General features: G+C 75.0%; 14 protein-coding genes and 1 pseudogene. 2 read left to right on the plus strand and 13 right to left on the minus strand.

Annotated features, from left to right (window positions below; all coding sequences use genetic code 11):
- Positions 1-154: 154 nt before the first annotated feature.
- From tsaE to glmS, 7 genes are all read right to left on the minus strand, one after another.
- Positions 155-664: a tRNA (adenosine(37)-N6)-threonylcarbamoyltransferase complex ATPase subunit type 1 TsaE gene (gene tsaE, locus Q8R60_13520; GenBank protein MDP3713489.1), complete on the minus strand. Its 510-nt coding sequence runs from the start codon at positions 662-664 to the stop codon at positions 155-157.
- On the minus strand, positions 661-1,272 hold the full coding sequence (locus Q8R60_13525) for a uracil-DNA glycosylase (GenBank protein ID MDP3713490.1): 612 nt from the start codon (positions 1,270-1,272) through the stop codon (positions 661-663). The genes tsaE and Q8R60_13525 overlap by 4 nt, the downstream gene beginning before the upstream one ends.
- Positions 1,269-2,339 carry an alpha/beta hydrolase gene (locus Q8R60_13530; protein MDP3713491.1) on the minus strand — a complete coding sequence of 357 codons (1,071 nt, stop codon included), beginning with the start codon at positions 2,337-2,339 and terminating at the stop codon, positions 1,269-1,271. The genes Q8R60_13525 and Q8R60_13530 overlap by 4 nt, the downstream gene beginning before the upstream one ends.
- A complete protein-coding gene (alr, locus tag Q8R60_13535; GenBank protein ID MDP3713492.1) occupies positions 2,336-3,466 on the minus strand; it encodes an alanine racemase in 1,131 nt (376 codons plus the stop codon). The genes Q8R60_13530 and alr overlap by 4 nt, the downstream gene beginning before the upstream one ends.
- A complete protein-coding gene (locus Q8R60_13540) occupies positions 3,463-4,896 on the minus strand; it encodes an NAD(P)H-hydrate dehydratase (protein ID MDP3713493.1) in 1,434 nt (477 codons plus the stop codon). Before Q8R60_13540 ends, alr begins: the two co-directional genes overlap by 4 nt.
- A 40-nt stretch (positions 4,897-4,936) precedes the next feature.
- Complete coding sequence (locus Q8R60_13545) at positions 4,937-5,293, minus strand: holo-ACP synthase (protein ID MDP3713494.1); 357 nt, start codon at positions 5,291-5,293, stop codon at positions 4,937-4,939.
- A 260-nt stretch (positions 5,294-5,553) separates the two neighbouring features.
- Positions 5,554-7,380: a glutamine--fructose-6-phosphate transaminase (isomerizing) gene (gene glmS, locus Q8R60_13550; protein ID MDP3713495.1), complete on the minus strand. Its 1,827-nt coding sequence runs from the start codon at positions 7,378-7,380 to the stop codon at positions 5,554-5,556.
- Positions 7,381-7,421: 41 nt separating this feature from the next.
- On the opposite strand from glmS, the gene Q8R60_13555 reads away from it, so the two are divergent.
- Entirely contained in the window at positions 7,422-7,820 is a 399-nt protein-coding gene (locus Q8R60_13555; protein MDP3713496.1) for a thioesterase family protein, read from the plus strand.
- On the opposite strand, the gene Q8R60_13560 is transcribed toward Q8R60_13555, so the two are convergent.
- Entirely contained in the window at positions 7,817-9,115 is a 1,299-nt protein-coding gene (locus tag Q8R60_13560; protein ID MDP3713497.1) for a hypothetical protein, read from the minus strand. The two genes, Q8R60_13555 and Q8R60_13560, sit on opposite strands and share 4 nt — an antisense overlap.
- 68 nt (positions 9,116-9,183) lie before the next feature.
- Between Q8R60_13560 and Q8R60_13565 the strand changes: the two genes are divergently transcribed.
- The gene (locus tag Q8R60_13565) at positions 9,184-9,807 is read left to right on the plus strand and encodes an SGNH/GDSL hydrolase family protein (GenBank protein MDP3713498.1); all 624 of its coding nucleotides are present in this window, start codon (positions 9,184-9,186) and stop codon (positions 9,805-9,807) included.
- Here Q8R60_13565 and pepN read toward each other — a convergent pair.
- The 5 genes and pseudogenes from pepN to Q8R60_13590 form a co-directional block, all read right to left on the minus strand.
- A complete protein-coding gene (gene pepN, locus Q8R60_13570; protein MDP3713499.1) occupies positions 9,804-12,227 on the minus strand; it encodes an aminopeptidase N in 2,424 nt (807 codons plus the stop codon). The genes Q8R60_13565 and pepN overlap by 4 nt on opposite strands.
- A complete protein-coding gene (gene glmM, locus Q8R60_13575; GenBank protein MDP3713500.1) occupies positions 12,224-13,543 on the minus strand; it encodes a phosphoglucosamine mutase in 1,320 nt (439 codons plus the stop codon). The genes pepN and glmM overlap by 4 nt, the downstream gene beginning before the upstream one ends.
- A gap of 151 nt (positions 13,544-13,694) precedes the next feature.
- Positions 13,695-14,072 (minus strand): annotated as a pseudogene (gene rpsI / locus Q8R60_13580) (30S ribosomal protein S9).
- A 14-nt stretch (positions 14,073-14,086) separates the two neighbouring features.
- Positions 14,087-14,530 carry a 50S ribosomal protein L13 gene (gene rplM, locus Q8R60_13585; GenBank protein ID MDP3713501.1) on the minus strand — a complete coding sequence of 148 codons (444 nt, stop codon included), beginning with the start codon at positions 14,528-14,530 and terminating at the stop codon, positions 14,087-14,089.
- A 127-nt stretch (positions 14,531-14,657) separates the two neighbouring features.
- Positions 14,658-16,127 (minus strand): PQQ-binding-like beta-propeller repeat protein, encoded by a 1,470-nt coding sequence (locus tag Q8R60_13590; GenBank protein MDP3713502.1) that lies wholly within the window; start codon positions 16,125-16,127, stop codon positions 14,658-14,660.
- Between the last annotated feature and the right edge of the window lie 51 nt (positions 16,128-16,178).

Below are 16,178 nucleotides of genomic sequence, written 5' to 3' on the forward strand. Positions count from 1 at the left end.
TGCGCGCTGTGGGCGCGCTCACAGACCACACCGCAACACGGCCGAAAGAGCAACCCACCGGGCGCCTCGTAGTACATCTGTGATGCAGTGCGCGTGCACAGCGAGCCCGGCGCACCACGCCCCGGATGCGCCCCGCCGGGCCAATTTGTCCGGATTAGGGCTGTGCCGGCGACCAGCCCGACGACCGGGCGGGCGGTGACTCGAGCAGCACGTCGAGCGCGACGTCGCGCCACCGCGGGCCCCGCCCGTCGAGGCGCGCGACGCGTTCGTCGTCGCCTCCCCCACCGCGAGCCAGGCGCACCTCGAGCCACGAGTCGGCGAGCCGCTCCGCCAGGCCCTCACCCCACTCGACCACCGTGACGCAGTCCTCCAGGGCGCTGTCGAGGTCGAGGTCGTCGAGCTCGAGCGCTGAGCCGAGGCGGTAGGCGTCGACGTGCACGAGCGGCAGCCGCCCCGCGTGGTGCTCGCGGGCGATGACGAAGGTCGGGCTCGTTACGCCCGTGATGCCGAGCCCGTCACCGATGCCCTGCGTGAGGGCGGTCTTGCCCGCCCCGAGCGGCCCGGTGAGGACGACGAGGTCGCCAGGGCGCAGCAGCGCGGCGAGGGCCGCGCCGAGGGCCCGGGTGTCCTCGGGCAGGGGCAGGGAGTACGACGCTGCGCTCACCGGGCGGGCGTCCCCTCGAGCGCGAGCGCGGCCCTGCGCAGGTCGGCGGCGAGCTCGCGCAGCGGCTCGCCCGCCGGGCCACCCCGCAGCGCCCCACTGGGGTGCCAGGTCGGCAGCACCCGCAGCGGCCCGACTCCCTCGACGTCAGCGTCGTGGACCCGGCCGCGGACCGGCCCGAGGGCGGTCGGTCCGAGGAACCACCGGGTCGCCGACAGGCCGAGTGCGACGACGAGCTCGGGCCGCAGCAGCGCGAGCTGGGTCGTTAGCCACGGCCGGCACGCGGCGGTCTCGGCACGGGTGGGTGGGCGGTTGCCCGGCGGGCGGCACTTGACGCTGTTGAGGACGTGGAGCCCGTCGCGGGGCAGGCCGGCCTCGCCGAGCAGCCGGTCGAGCAGCTGACCGCTGCGTCCCACGAACGGCCGCCCGGTCAGGTCCTCCTGCGCGCCGGGCGCCTCCCCGAGCACGACCAGCCGGGCGCCCTCGTTGACGTCGCCGACGACGACGCGGCTGCGGGTCGCGACGAGCTCCGGGCAGGCGGTGCAGCCCCGGCACCGCTCGTGGAGCTGCTCCAGCTCGTCGGTCGGGAGCACGGCGGGGTGGGCGCTCACGCGGTGCGGGAGACCGGGCGGGTCGCGCGCCGCACGAGCGCGCGCAGGTGGAGCGTGACGAGCGGGGCGCGCTCGAGCTGCACCATGTGGCCGGCGCCCTCCACGACGACGAGCTGCGCGTCGGGCACGGCGTCGACCATGACGCTGGAGTGGTCCGGCGGCGTGACGAGGTCCTTGCTGCCGACGAGCACCAGGGTCTCGACATCGCCGAGGACACCGAGCGCGGAGAGCTTGTCGTGGCCGACGAAGGTGTCGTAGAACTCCGCGATCACGTCGACCGGCGTCGCGGCGGTCATCCGCTCGACGAACTCCACCAGCGCCGGGCTGACGTCCTTGGCCCCGAAGGCGTAGCGGCGGGTGGCGAGGAAGGCGAGGTCGGTGCCGAGCCGGCGGCCGCGCTCGAAGACCTTCGGCTGCTTGCGGATGCCGCGGGTGAGCCAGGGCAGCACTCGGGTGCCGACCGGCGTGACGACCGCAGGCAGGCCGAAGGCGGCTTGGGCGAGCTTGCCGGTGCTCGTCGACAGCAGCGCGACGCCGACGACCCGCTCGCCGAACAGCTCGGGGTGGCTGTCGGCGAGCGCCATGATCGTCATGCCGCCCATGGAGTGGCCGACCAGGACGACGCGGCCCCTCGGGGCGGTCGCGTCGAGGACGGCCCGCAGGTCGAGCCCGAGCTGGTCGATGGTCGCGCGCTCCGGGGTGCTGCGGCCCGAGCGGCCGTGGGAGCGCTGGTCCCAGAAGACCAGCTTGCCCGGAAGGTCCTGTGCGAGCGCCTGGCGCTGGTAGTGCCAGACCGCGAGCTCTTGGGTGTAGCCGTGGCAGAAGACGACCGTCAGCGCGGCGTCGGCGGGGCCGACCTCCTCAACGTGCAGCGCCACCCCGTCGTCGGCGGTGACCGTGAGGACGCGGTCGGCGGGCAGCTCGCCGAAGGCCTCGCGGGCCTCCGGGTCGGGGCGCAGCCGGGTGCGGCCGACGGCGTAGCGCTCGGCGGCGAGGCCCGCGGCGGCGCCGACCGCGACGGCCCCCGCGACTGCGCCGACGAGCCCGGCGGAGCGGCTCCTGCTCATGCCCCAGCCTCCCAGACGCCGGTGTAGGTGCGCGGCACCCGGGCCCCCACCCGGGTCACGACCTCGTAGCCGATCGTGCCGATCGCCTCGGCCCACTCCTGCGCGGTCGGCTCGCCCCGGTCGCCGGGGCCGAAGAGCAGCACCTCGTCGCCGGCGACCACCGCGTCGTCGTCGACGTCGACGAGGAACTGGTCCATGCAGACCGTGCCGGCGATCCGTCGGCGCCGGCCACCGACGAGCACCTGCGCGAGGTTGGTCGCGGCCCGCGGCACCCCGTCGGCGTAACCGAGCGGCACCAGGGCGAGGGTCGTCTCGTGCTCGGTGGTGTAGCGATGGAGGTAGCTCACGCCGGAGCCCTCGGGCACCCGCTTGGTCAGCGCCACCGTGCTGGACAGCGTCATCGCCGGGCGCAGGCCGAAGACCTCCGGCCCGCCGAGCTGCGGCACCGGCGTCACGCCGTAGACGGCGATGCCGGGGCGCACCAGGTCGAAGTGGGTCTGCGGCGCGGTGAGGGTCGCCGCGGAGTTGGCGAGGTGGCGGACCGTCGGCCGCAGGCCCGCGCGGTCGGCGACCTCGAGGGCCTCGCGGAACTCCCGGACCTGCCGCTCGCAGGTCGGGTGGCCGGGGTCGTCGGCGTGGGTGAAGTGGCTCCACACGCCGACCACCTCGACGGTGCCGGCAGCCTCTGCGTTCGCGGCCGCGGCGCACAGGTCGGGCCAGTCGGTCGCGGTCGCGCCACCGCGGGACAGGCCGGTGTCGACCTTGAGGTGCAGGCGGGCCGCGCGGCCCGTGACCGCCGCGGCTGCCCGCGCGAGCTCGGCCACGCTGTAGATGCCGAGGTCCACGCCGGTGGCGACCGCCGGCGCGAGGTCCTCGTCGGGGCTGAAGAGCCAGGCGAGCAGCGGCGCATCGATGCCTGCCGCCCGCAGCGCCGCCGCCTCCTCGAGGAAGGCCACGCCGAGCCAGGCGGCCCCACCGGCGAGCGCCGCCCGGGCCGACGGCACCAGCCCGTGGCCGTAGCCGTCGGCCTTGACCACGGCCATCACCGACGCGCTGCCGGCCCGCTCGTCGAGGGCACGCGTGTTGGCCGCGATCGCGTCGAGGTCGATCTGGGCGCAGCTCCTCACTCCCTGATCCTCCCAGTCCGCGCCAGCGCCACCGCGTCGGGCCAGGCCTCGAGCACCCGGCTCGCGCTGGTCGTGCCTGCACCGCCGGACAGCTGGCCCGCCAGGCCGTGCAGGTGCGCCCCGACCGCGGCCGCGAGCCCGAGCTCCAGACCCCGCGCGAGCAGGGTGCCGATCCCGCCCGCCAGCACGTCGCCGGTGCCGGCCGTCGCGAGGTGAGTCGTGCCGGTCGCGTTGACCCAGGTGCCCCCGGGCCCGGTGACGACGGTCGCCGCGCCCTTGAGCAGCACGGTGCAGCCGAGGTCCTCGGCCAGGGCGCGCGCTGCCGCGAGGCGGTCCGGTCCGACCTCGCGGCCGAACCGCGCCGCCTCCCGGTCGTGCGGTGTCAGCACCGTCGGGGCGCTGCGGTCCCGGACCCATTGCGGGTGCTGAGCCAGCACGGTGAGCGCGTCGGCGTCGACGAGCACGGGTACGCCGGAGGCGAGCACCGCCTCGACAGCCTCTGCGGCCGTCGCCCCGGTGCCGAGTCCGGGGCCGACCACCCAGGCCTGGACCCGTCCTGCGTCGACGACTGCTGTGCCCTCGGCCTCGGTGACCACCGCCTCGGGCCAGCGGGTCCGGACCTGCTCGGCGCTGTGGGTCGCGCCCGCGAAGCGCACCATCCCGGCTCCGGCACGGACCGCCCCGCCGACCGCCAGCACGGCCGCACCGGTGTAGCTCGGGCTGCCTGCCACGACCCCCACGACCCCGCGGGTGTACTTGTCGTGGGCGCTGCCCTCGGGCAGACCGGGCACGTCACTGCCCTCGACGACCCGGACCGTGGGCTCCGGCAGCCACGGGCCCAGCCCGATGTCGACGAGCTGCACCTCGCCGGCGTGGTCGCGACCCGCCCCGACGAGCAGGCCCGGCTTGAGGGTCCCGAAGGTCACGGTGAGAACGGAGCGCACCGCCTCGCCCGCGACGACGCCGGTGTCGGCGTCGACCCCGGACGGGACGTCGACCGCGATGGTGCGGGACGGGTCGAGGTCGCGGACCAGCTCGGCGGCCTGGTCGCGCAACGGGCCTGTCCCACCGATGCCGACGAGCCCGTCGAGGACCGCGTCGGGGTCGCGCGGCGGGTGCGGCACGAGGCGCCCGCCGACCCGCGCGAAGGCCGCTAGGGCGGCCTCGTCACGCTGGGTGCCGACCACGGTCGCAGTGACCTGCGCTCCCCGCCCTCCGAGCAGGGCGCCCGCCCACAGAGCGTCCGCGCCGTTGTCTCCTCCGCCGACCAGCAGGTGCACGCGGGCGCCGTAGACCCTGCCCGCGAGGAAGCGAGCGGTCTCGACGGCGAGGCCGGTCGCGGCCCGCTGCATGAGGGTGCCCGGCGGCAGGGTGGCGCGCAGCGCGTCCTCGGCCGCCCGCACCTGCGCGACGGTGTGGGTAACCCTCACGACGCGGCTCCGGTGTCGGCGGCTCGCGCGGACCTGGCCGTCATGACTCGGCCACGACGACGGCGGTGGCGACGCCGCCGTCGTGCGACAGCGACAGGTGCCAGGTCGTGATCCCCTGCGACGCGGCCTCGGCGGCGACCCCGCCGTGGACCGCCAGGCGTGGCCGGCCCGACCCCTCCCGGACGACCTCGGCGTCGACCCAGCGCAACCCACCCGGGGCCCCGAGCGCTTTCGCGACGGCCTCCTTCGCGGCGAAGCGCGCCGCCAGCGAGGCCACCTGGGTCACCTGGTGCTCCGCCTCGGTGAACAGCCTCCTGCGCAGCCCGGGCGTGCGCTCGAGCGAGCGCGCGAAGCGGGCCACGTCGACCACGTCCACGCCGACACCGACGATCGCCATCCGACTACTCGCCCGGGGCCGACGGCCCGGGGCCGCACGGCCGGTCGAGCACGGGCTGCGCCTGCGGCGTCATGAGCCCTCCTCGATCGCGGGTGGTCGGCTGCCACGAAACCTAGGCGATGCCGGAGCCCAGCCGCTCCCGGGCGACCCAGCGAGATCACCAGGCGATCTGCACGGGACACGCCGGCGGGTCGCGTGCAGACCACCTGTTGATCACGGCCGGTCGGCGGCGGCGGCACGGCGGCGGTGACGCCGGATCGCTACTCGACGGTGACGGACTTGGCGAGGTTGCGGGGCTGGTCGACGTCGAGACCGCGGGCCATCGCGACCTCGGCCGACAGGACCTGCATCGGGACGATGGTGAGCAGCGGCGAGAGCAGCGACTTGGTGTCGGGCAGCCGGATGATGTGGTCGGCGTAGGGCGTCACGCTCTCGTCGCCGTCGGTTGCGATGACGATGGTGCGGGCGCCGCGGGCGCGGACCTCCTGCACGTTGTTGACGAGCTTGGCCTGCAGCGCGTGGCGGGTCGCGACGACGACCACGGGCGTGCCGTCCGTGACGAGCGCGATCGGGCCGTGCTTGATCTCGCCGGCGCTGAAGCCCTCGGCGGAGACGTAGGCGAGCTCCTTGAGCTTGAGCGCGCCCTCCAGCGCCATCGGGTAGCCGACGTGGCGGCCGAGGAAGAGGACCCGCTCCTCGTGGGCGATCTCGCGCGCGATCTCCCGGACGGTGTCCATCCGCGACAGCGTCTCGACGAGCAGGTCGGGGATCTCGGCGAGGTCGCGCAGGTGAGCGCGGACCTCGTCGGGGTCGCGGGTGCCGCGGACCTGCGCGAGGTAGAGGCCGACGAGGTACATCGCCGTGATCTGGGTGATGACGGCCTTCGTCGACGCGACCGCGACCTCGGGTCCGCCGCGGGTGTAGAGCACTGCGTCGGCCTCGCGGGCGATCGAGGAGCCGACGGTGTTGGTGACCGCGAGGACCCACGCCTTCTGCGAGCGCGCGTGCCGGACGGCCTCGAGGGTGTCCGCGGTCTCCCCGGACTGCGACACGGCGACGACGAGGGTGCTGCGGCCGACGACCGGGTCGCGGTAGCGGAACTCGCTGGCCAGCTCGACGTGGACCGGCACGCGGCACCAGCGCTCGATGGCGTACTTGCCGACCATGCCGGAGTGGTAGCTCGAGCCGCACGCGATGATGACGACCTGCTCGACGGAGCGCACGTCCTCGTCGGACAGCGCGATCTCGTCGAGGTGGATGCTGCCGCCCTCGGTGAGCCGGCCACCGAGGGTCTCGCGGACCGCCTGCGGCTGCTCCTCGATCTCCTTGAGCATGAAGTGCGCGTAGCCGCCCTTCTCGGCGGCGGTGGTGTCCCAGTCGACGTGCATCTCGTCCGGCGTGACGACGGTGCCGTGCAGGTCGGTGACGGTGATGCGGTCACGCCGCAGCTCGACGACCTGGTCCTGGTCGATGACGAGCGCGTCGCGGGTGTGGGCGATGAAGCCGGTGACGTCGCTGCACAGGAAGTTCTCCCCGACGCCGACCCCCGCGACCAGCGGCAGGTTGCGGCGGGCGCCGACCACGACGTCGGGCTCGTCGGCGTGGCTCACGACCAGGACGAAGCTGCCCTCGAGGTCGCGGCAGACGCTGCGCACCGCCTCGGCGAGGTCGCCGGCGTAGCGCTCCTCGAGCAGGTGCGCGACGACCTCGGTGTCGGTGTCGCTGCGCCGCTCGTGGCCGCGCGCCTCGAGCCCGGCGACGAGCGTCTCGTAGTTCTCGATGGTGCCGTTGTGCACGACGGCGACCTTGCCGGCGCAGTCGACGTGGGGGTGGGCGTTGCGGTCGGTCGGCGGGCCGTGGGTCGCCCAGCGGGTGTGCCCGATGCCGAGGGTGCCCGGCATGGTCGTCTCGCCGAGGACCTTCTCGAGGTTGGCGAGCTTGCCGGCCTTGCGCTCGACGTGCAGCGCCCCGCCGTCGAGCACCGCGACGCCCGCGCTGTCGTAGCCGCGGTACTCCAGCCGCCGCAGGCCGTCGACGATGACGTCGACAGCGGGCTGGCTTCCGACGTACCCGACGATGCCGCACATGGGTCAGAGGTTACCTACCCGGTGCGTGCCAGACTCGCGCCGTGCAGGAGGTCTGGAGCGCGCCGGTCCGCTACATCGAGTGCGACCAGCAGGGCATCGCGTTCAACAGCCACTACCTCGCGTGGTGCGACGAGGCCGTGAGCGGCTGGCTCGCGGTCCGCGGCACGCCGTACGAGAGCGTGCTCGAGCGCGGCCTCGACACCCGCGTCGTGGGCAGCGAGCTGGCCTGGTCGGCGCCGGCCCGCTGGGGTGACGCGGTGACCGTCGACGCCGAGTGTGCGCGGGTCGGCACGAGCAGCTTCGCCGTCCGCTTCCACGTGCGCGTCGCGGACCGCCTGTGCTGCACGGTGACGACGACCTACGTGCTCGTCGACAGCGCAGGGCCCACGCCGGTTCCCGACGACCTGCGCGCGGCCTGGCTCGACCAGACGGCCGGCTAGACCAGCAGGCCCTCGACCCGGGCGACGACTGCGAGGCGGTGCGCCGCGACGACGCGCTCCACGTCGTACGACGTGGGCCAGCCGTGGCGGGCGAGCACCTCCGGGTCGGCGTCCCGGTCGGTCATCGAGGGCACCTCGCGCGGCAGCGCAGCGAGCTCCTTCGCGATGCGGTTGCGCAGCCGGCTGTCGCCGACCGACAGGCACCAGGCCAGCAGGTCGAGCGACAGGACGGCGTGGCCGGCCTCGTCGGTCGCGATGACGTCGAGGCTCGCGCGCAGCGCCGGGTCGTCGGCGGTGTCGGCGGCGAGCCGGAGGATCGCCGCCATCGCGCCCTCGTGCCAGCAGCCGTCGGCCAGGGCCTCGACCGCGAGCCGGGTCAGTGCCGCGCGCGGCGTGCTGGCCTGCCCGATGCGCCGGCCGAGGAGCCCCGGGACCGCACCGCCCTCGACGGGCTCGCCGGCATAGGCCCCGGCGATGGCGAAGGCCCTGCGGGTGTGGTCGACCTCGTCGAGCGCGGCCTGGGTCGCCCGGGCGACCAGGTCGAGCGGCGCGCCGAGGGCAGACAGCACGAGGGCGAGGTCGTGGAAGGCCGGCACGGAGGCGAGCTCACCGCGGGCGGCCTGCGTCCAGAGCCGGGCCAGGGCCGCGCGCTCGCGCGGGTCGAGCCCGGTCACGTCGGGGCGCGGCAGGTCGTCGTCGCTGCCGGGCCGGACCTCGGGCACGAGCAGGTCGCCGTCACGCCGCATCGGTCGGCCGCAGACGACGGTGCCCGTGAAGGCGCTGCCGCTGGGCGAGGGGGTGACGGTCTGCTCCGGGTCGGCGGTGGAGCTCGCCGACGCCGTCGGCGGCGCGGGCTCGGTCGGCTCGACGGTCGTGTCGGTCGGCGAGGGCGAGGGGCTCACCGACTCGGGGTGGCTCGAGGCCTGGCGCTGCGCGGGCTCGGTCGGGGGGACCGGCCCGGGGCACCCGAAGTAGCCCTCTGTCTCCTCTGGGGTAGGCGACGCGGTCGGGCGTGGCGCGTCGCGGCGGTCGTCACCGGCGGCGGTCCCCGCGGGCTCCACGGCTTCCGACGTCTGCGCGCTCGGCTCAGCCGACGGCTCGGGACTGGCCTCGACCGTCGGGTCGACCGTCGGCTCGGCGGTCGGCTCCGAGCCCAGGCTGTCACCCGTGCGCGGTGCCGGAGCGTCGTCACCGCCCGCGGCGAGGACCGCAGTCACGGCGACCGTGGCGGAGACCGCGGCGGCGGTCGCCACGATCGCGGCCCTGCGTCCGTGCACCAGCTCGGCGAGCGTCACCGTCGTACCCCCGTCGTCGTCGTGCCGCGTTGGACGCCACCCGTCCCCATCTGGTTCCGTCTGACCCCATGGTCCTCGTCCAGCGGCTGTTTCGCAGGAGCCTGCAGCAGGTCGGCGCCTACGCGCTCGACTGGGCCGCTGCCAACGAGGCGGCGATGGCCACCGAGGGCCCGCTGTGGGTGGCGCTCGGCGACAGCGCGGCCCAGGGCGTCGGGGCGTCTGCGCACGACCGGGGCTACGTCGGGCTCGTCCTCGAGCGGCTGCGCGCGTCGACCGGCGAGCCGTGGCGGGTCCTCAACCTGTCGCGGTCGGGGGCGCGCACCCGGGAGGTCGTGGATGTGCAGCTGCCGCTCGGCCTGGAGCTGCAGCCGGACCTGCTCACCGCGGTGGTCGGCGGCAACGACGCGCTGAAGACCCGCCGCGAGCAGTGGCTCCGCGACGTCGACGACCTGTGCCACGCGCTGCCGGCGGGAGCGGTCGTGTCGACGACGGCGCGGGGCGTCTTCGAGCGCAAGACGGAGCTGGTCAACGCGCGGGTGCGCGAGCAGGCGGCGGCGCACGGGTTGCGGGTCGCGGACCTGTGGGCGTTCACGGGTCCGCCGTACAAGGGCCTCTACGCCGACGGCTTCCACCCCAACGACAAGGGGTATCTGCAGTGGGCGGACGCCCTGTCGGCGACCCTCGAGCTCTAGCGCTCGAACGCGCGCGCGGCGACGGCCCGCGCGAGGTCGTCACGGACCTCGAGCACGCTGCGCCGCAGGGCCGGTGGCAGGTCGGTCGCGAGCAGCCCGTCGGTGCGGTCGAGCACCTCCTGGTCGACGACGGTGCGCGGGTAGAGGTGGCGCGCGAGCGCCGGCCCCACCGCGGCGGAGCGCGCAGCGAAGACCGCCGGCAGCTCGTCGAAGTAGCGGTCCACGAAGGCTCCGAGGTCCTGGTGCGGCTGCCAGAACGACGGCCCGACGGCCCGCACCTTCGGGGCCGACACGGCAGGGTTGTACATGAGCTCCTCCCAGACCGTGCCCTTCGCCACCGGGTCGGCGAGCGCTGCCCGGGCCATCCCGGCGCCGCGCTCCCCCGCGTCGGTGCGGTCCGCGGCGAGCTCGGCGAGCACCCGCTGCTCGTCGACCGCACCGACCGCCGCCGCTGCGCGCAGCAGGTGCCAGCGCAGGTCCGCGTCGAGCACCGCACCGGTCGGCAGCTCGCCACGGTCGAGCCAGCCGAGCAGCGGCTCGGGTCCGGTGCTCGTCTCGGCCGCGCCGTGCAGCAGGGCCAGCTGCAGGTCGCCGTCGAGGTCGGGCAGGGCGAGCAGCCGCAGCACCGCCTCGTGCAGGTCGGTCAGCAGGTCCGGGTCGGCGCTGTAGAGCGCCGCCGCCGTCGTCGCCTGCGCCAGCAGCGTCTGGACCAGCGCCGGGTCGGACTCCGCGCCGAGGTGACGGATGACCACCTCCACGAAGTCGGCCGCCGGCAGCTCGGCATTGCGGCAGCTGTCCCACAGACCGCCCCAGGCGACGACCCGGTCGAGCGGGTCGGCGAGGGTGCCGAGACTGCGGCGCAGCGCGTCGAGCGAGGCCCCGTCGAAGCGCACCGCGGCGAAGGTCAGGTCGCCCCGGTTCGGCAGCACGAGCGCCGCGCCGCTGACTCCCGAGACCTCGGTGCGGGGCCCGTCGACGTCGACGTCGACGTGTGACCGCAGGACCAGCGCGCCGGCCGTGTCGTCGTACACCCCGATGCCCGTGCGATGCGGCAGCAGGACGCCACCCTCCTGCAGGACTGCGCCGTCCTCGACCCGCAGCGTCGCGAAGCCGGGGGTCCGCAGCCAGCGCTGCGCCCAGTCGCCGAGGTCGCGGCCGCTGCTGCGCTCGAGCGCCGCGAGCAGGTCGGCGAGGGTGGCATTGCCCCAGGCGTGGCCGGTGAGGTGCTCGCGCACCCCCGCGAAGAAGGCGTCCTCCCCGACCCAGGCCACGAGCTGGCGCAGCACCGACGCGCCCTTGGCGTAGGAGATGCCGTCGAAGTTGAGCAGGGCGGCGCGGGTGTCGGCGACCTCGCCGGCGACCGGGTGCGTCGTGGGAGAGGAGTCCACGCGGTAGCCCCAGGCCTTGCGCGTGAGGCCGAAGTCGGCCCACACGCCGTCGAAGGGCAGCGCGCGGTCGCAGGTGAGGTAGCCCATCAGCTCCGCGAAGGCCTCGTTGAGCCACAGGTCGTCCCACCAGCGCATCGTCACGAGGTCGCCGAACCACATGTGCGACAGCTCGTGCGCGATGGCCTCGCTGCGCTCGCGCCGCAGCGCCTCGGTGACCCGCCCGCGGGGGACGTAGCGCTCCTCCGACAGCGTCACCAGCGCGGGGTTCTCCATCGCGCCACCGATGAAGTCCGGCGCGAAGACCTGCGCGTAGCGGTCGCCGAAGGGGTAGCGGCCGAGCAGCTCCTGCTGCAGGTCCAGGCAGCGCGCGGTGAGGTCGAGGACCTCCGCGCTGTCGAGGACGGAGGCGACCGACTGGCGACACCACACCGACAGCTCGATGCCGTCGTGGGTCGTCGTGGTCCCGTGCCAGGGCCCGGCGGCGACGCAGAAGAGGTACGTCGGGAGCGGCGGCGTCGGCGCGAACTCGTGGCGGCCGGGGGCCGTGACCGTCGCGGCCGTCGTCGACAGGACCACCCACCCCGGCGGCGCGTCGACAGTGAGGGTCAGCGGCGCCTTGAGGTCGGGCTGGTCGAAGCAGGCCAGCAGCTGCTGGGCCTCGTCGAGGAAGGCCTGGGAGTAGACGTAGACCTCGCCGTCGGCCGGGTCGGTGCTGCGCTGCATCCCCTCGCCCGTCGTGCTCCACCGGCAGCGGGCCACGACCACGACGTCCTCGTGGGCGGCGAGCTCGCGCAGCACGACGCGGTTGCCGTCGACCTCCGGGGTCACCGGTATGCCGCCGCGGGTCATGGACACCAGTTCGGCGTCGAGCTCCAGGAAGGTCGTCGCCCCGGGACGCGCGACGTCGACGCGCACCCGGGTCGTGGAGGTGAAGCCGTCGGTGTCGCGCAGGTCGAGGTGCACGTCGTACGCCGACACCGTGAGCAGGCCGGCTCGCTCGCGGGCCTCCTCGAGGGTCAGCGCCCGCTTCATCCCGCGACGACTCCGGCGAGCCGCTGCGCCACCGCCCGGGCCTGCTCGTCGGTGGGCGCCTCGACCATGACGCGCACGAGCGCCTCGGTGCCCGACGGCCGCAGCAGGACCCGGCCGTCACCACCGAGCTCGGCCTCCTCCTTGGCGACCGCCTCGACCACGTCGGGCGCGGTCGCGCGGGAGCGGTCGGCCTGCACGTTGACGAGGACCTGCGGCAGCGCGACGACGACGCCGGCGAGCTCGGCGAGGGTCGCCCCGGTCCCGGCCATCCGCTGCAGCACGGTCAGCCCGGTGAGGACGCCGTCGCCGGTCGTCGCGTGGTCGAGCAGCACGAGGTGGCCGCTCTGCTCGCCGCCGACGGAGAAGCCGCCGGCCAGCATCGCCTCCAGCACGTAGCGGTCACCGACCGCCGTCGACACGACGGCGAGGCCCTCGCGCTGCATCGCCTGGGCGAAGCCGAGGTTGCTCATGACGGTCGCGACGACCGTGTCGTGGGCGAGTGCGCCGGTGGCCTTCAGCGCCAGCGCGCAGACCGCGAGCAGCTGGTCGCCGTCGACGACGGCACCCGTCGCGTCGACCGCCAGGCAGCGGTCGGCGTCCCCGTCGTGGGCGAGACCGAGGTCCGCTCCGTGGGCCAGGACAGCGGCCTGCAGCGCCTCGAGGTGGGTCGCGCCGCAGCCGTCATTGATGCGGCTGCCGTCACCGTCGGCGAAGATCGCGACGACGTCGGCGCCGGCCCGGCGGTAGGCCTCGGGGGCGATCGTGCTGGCCGCGCCCTGCGCGCAGTCGACGACCACCTTCAGCCCGGTCAGCGGCGCACGGACGGTCGCGAGCAGGTGCGCGAGGTAGGGCTCGGCGGCCTGCTCGGCCACCCGCACGTGGCCGATCTCGGTGCCCTGCAGTGGGGTGTCGAGGCCCGCCTCGATCGTGGCCTCGACGGCATCGGACAGCTTGTAGCCGCCGGCGCCGAAGAGCTTGAGGCCGTTGTCGGGCGCCGGGTTGTGGCTGGCGCTGACGACCAGGCCGAGGTCGGCGGCGCCGCTCGCGACGGCGTGGGCGACCGCGGGGGTCGGGACGACGCCGAGCAGGTCCACGTCGAGGCCCACCGCCGCGAAGCCGGCCGCGGCCGCCGCGGCGAGCATCGGGCCGCTCGGCCGGGTGTCACGCCCGATCGCGACCCGCATCCCGGGGCGGCCGAGCTCGCGGCCCGCGGAGGCGGCCAGCCGCAGCGCGAGGTCGGCGGTGAGGACGTCGCCGCCCGCGAGCCCACGCACCCCGTCGGTCCCGAACAGTCGCCGCGCGCTCCCTGCCGTCATGCCGCCAGACCCTAGGCGACCCGCCTGCCCACCCCAACGTCATAGCAATTCAGGAGACGCCCACGCTCAGGACTTATGACGCAAGGGGGGCGGGAACGCCGCGAGGCCGGCACCCGCGGAACGGGTGCCGGCCTCGGCGTACAGGCTGGTGTTAGCGCTTGGAGTACTGCGGCGCCTTGCGGGCCTTCTTGAGGCCGTACTTCTTGCGCTCCTTGATCCGCGAGTCGCGGGTCAGGAAGCCTTCCTTCTTCAGCGCGGGGCGGTCGTCGGGCTCGATCTCGATGAGCGCGCGGGCGATCGCGAGGCGCAGCGCACCGGCCTGGCCGGAGATGCCACCGCCGTGCAGGCGGCCGACGACGTCGTACTGCTCGGCCTTCTCCAGGGTCACGAACGGCTCGTTGATGAGCTGCTGGTGGACCTTGTTGGGGAAGTAGTCCTCGAGGGTGCGGCCGTTCAGCTTGTACTGACCGGTGCCCGGCACGAGGCGGACCCGGACGATGGCCTCCTTGCGGCGGCCGACCGTCTGGATGAGGGCGGGGGACGTCACTGCGCGACCTGCTTCAGCTCGTAGGGCACCGGCGACTGGGCCTGGTGCGGGTGGGTCGGACCGGCGTAGACCTTCAGCTTGGACAGCATCTGCCGGCCCAGCGTGTTGTGCGGGAGCATCCCCTTGATGGCCTTCTCGATGATCCGCTCAGGGCGGGTCGCGAGGACCGAGGCGTAGGAGACGGACGTGAGACCGCCCGGGTAGCCGGAGTGGCGGTGGACCCGCGACTGCTCCGCCTTGTTGCCGGTCATGTGGATCTTGCCGGCGTTGATGACCACGACGAAGTCGCCGGTGTCGAGGTGCGGCGCGTAGTAGGGCTTGTGCTTGCCGCGCAGCAGGATGGCCGCCTGGCTCGCGAGCCGGCCGAGCACGAGGTCAGTGGCGTCGATGACGTGCCACTGGCGCGTGATGTCGCCGGGCTTCGGGGTGTAGGTGGACACGGGCCTGCTCTTCTTCCCTCGTGCACGGGTGAGACGGGTGGGGTGTGCGATGGGCACGCGTCAAGACGGCGCGCCGCGCAACAGCCCGCCACGATACCCGACGCAGGCCCCGGGCCGCAAAGCGCGGCTAGTCGTCGAGGTCGACCTGCCAGAGCAGCAGGCCGGTGCGACCGGCGCGCAGCGCGAGCAGGCCCGTCTCGGGGTCGTGGAGCACGACGTCGCGGCCGCGCCCGGGCCGGACATCGGCGGCGAGGACGGCGAGGTCGCTGAGCCGCTCGCCCGTCGTCCACAGGACCTGAGCGGTGCGGCCAGACAGCGCCGTCAGCCCGTCCGGGACGGGCGGGCCGCCACCGAGGACCTGCTGCTGCGGGTTCTCCTCCGCCAGGGTCGCGACGAGGTCGCCGTGGCCGTCGCCGTCGAGGTCGCCCACGCCGGTGACGTCGGCGGTGAGGTGGCTGAGCACACCGGGGTGCAGCGACGACCCGCTCCGGCCTGACAGCACGGCGGTCGACCCCAGCGGGCCCGGGACGTAGACGTCGGCCATCCCATCGGCGTCGAGGTCTCCGACGAGACGCTCGCCGCCGCCGAGGTCGTCGCCGGTGCGCCAGGCCGTCGCGCCGTCGGCGGCCGCCACCCGCTCGAGGCGACCCAGGCCCCCGAGCCCCACGAGCAGGTCACCGCCGGACTCGAGGAGCTGCAGCGGTCCCGTGTCGGCCCAGGTGCGCTGCCAGACGACGGCTCCGGTGCGGGCGTCGAGCTGCACCACCCGGTGGGTGCGCACCGACCCGACGAGCACCCCGGAGGTGGCCACGACGGGGCCGACCCGTGACGAGCGCAGCAGCGGCGCACCCCGCTCGGTCGGGACCGCGGCGCGCCAGATCTGCCGGCCGTCGCGACGCGCCACGACCTCGCTGGAGCCCGCAGTGCTCGTGCCCGTGAGCAGCAGCCCTGCGACGACCGCGCCGAACGGCCCTGCCCCCGCCTCCGCGGGCTGGGCCACCAGTGACGACACGCGACCGCCCGCCCCGTCGACGAGGTGGACCGTGCCGGCCGCACCGTCGGTCGCGTCGAGCCGACCGTCGGCGTTGCGCAGGGTGCGGTCCGACGTCGAGGTCCGGACCTCGACCACGACGTCCTCGACGCCGTCGCCTGTGACGTCGGCGACCGACGGCACGAGCCACCCGGTCAGGCGCTGCCCCGCAGCGGGCAGCGGGACCGACGCGGCCCATCGCGCCCGTCCCTGCCGCGGCTCGAGCACCTGCACCTGCAGGGCGCCGCAGGTGCGGGCGGTCGCGTCGACGACCACCACACCGAGGCCGTGGCCAAACCCGACGTGGTCGAAGCCGGTGGGCGCGTCGAGCCGCACCCACGGCCGGCGACCGTCCGCACTGCGCACCCCCTGCACCGACACGGCCCGGCGCACGCCGAGCAGCGCCTCACGACCAGGACCGGCGGGTTGCACGACGCCGAGCCGCGCGGGGGCTGCGGCCCCGACGAGCAGGTCGTCGCAGCCGGCGTCGGCGCCCGACGGGACGGCACCGGCCACCAGGCAGCCGAGCACGGCAAACAGCACCGTGGTGCGTGAGCGCAGCGACATGCGACTCCGACCGGCTGGGAGGGTCGAGGACTGGCTGCGGACGCTAGAGCG

The sequence above is a fragment of the Mycobacteriales bacterium genome (assembly GCA_030697205.1).
Taxonomy (GTDB): domain Bacteria; phylum Actinomycetota; class Actinomycetes; order Mycobacteriales; family SCTD01; genus JAUYQP01.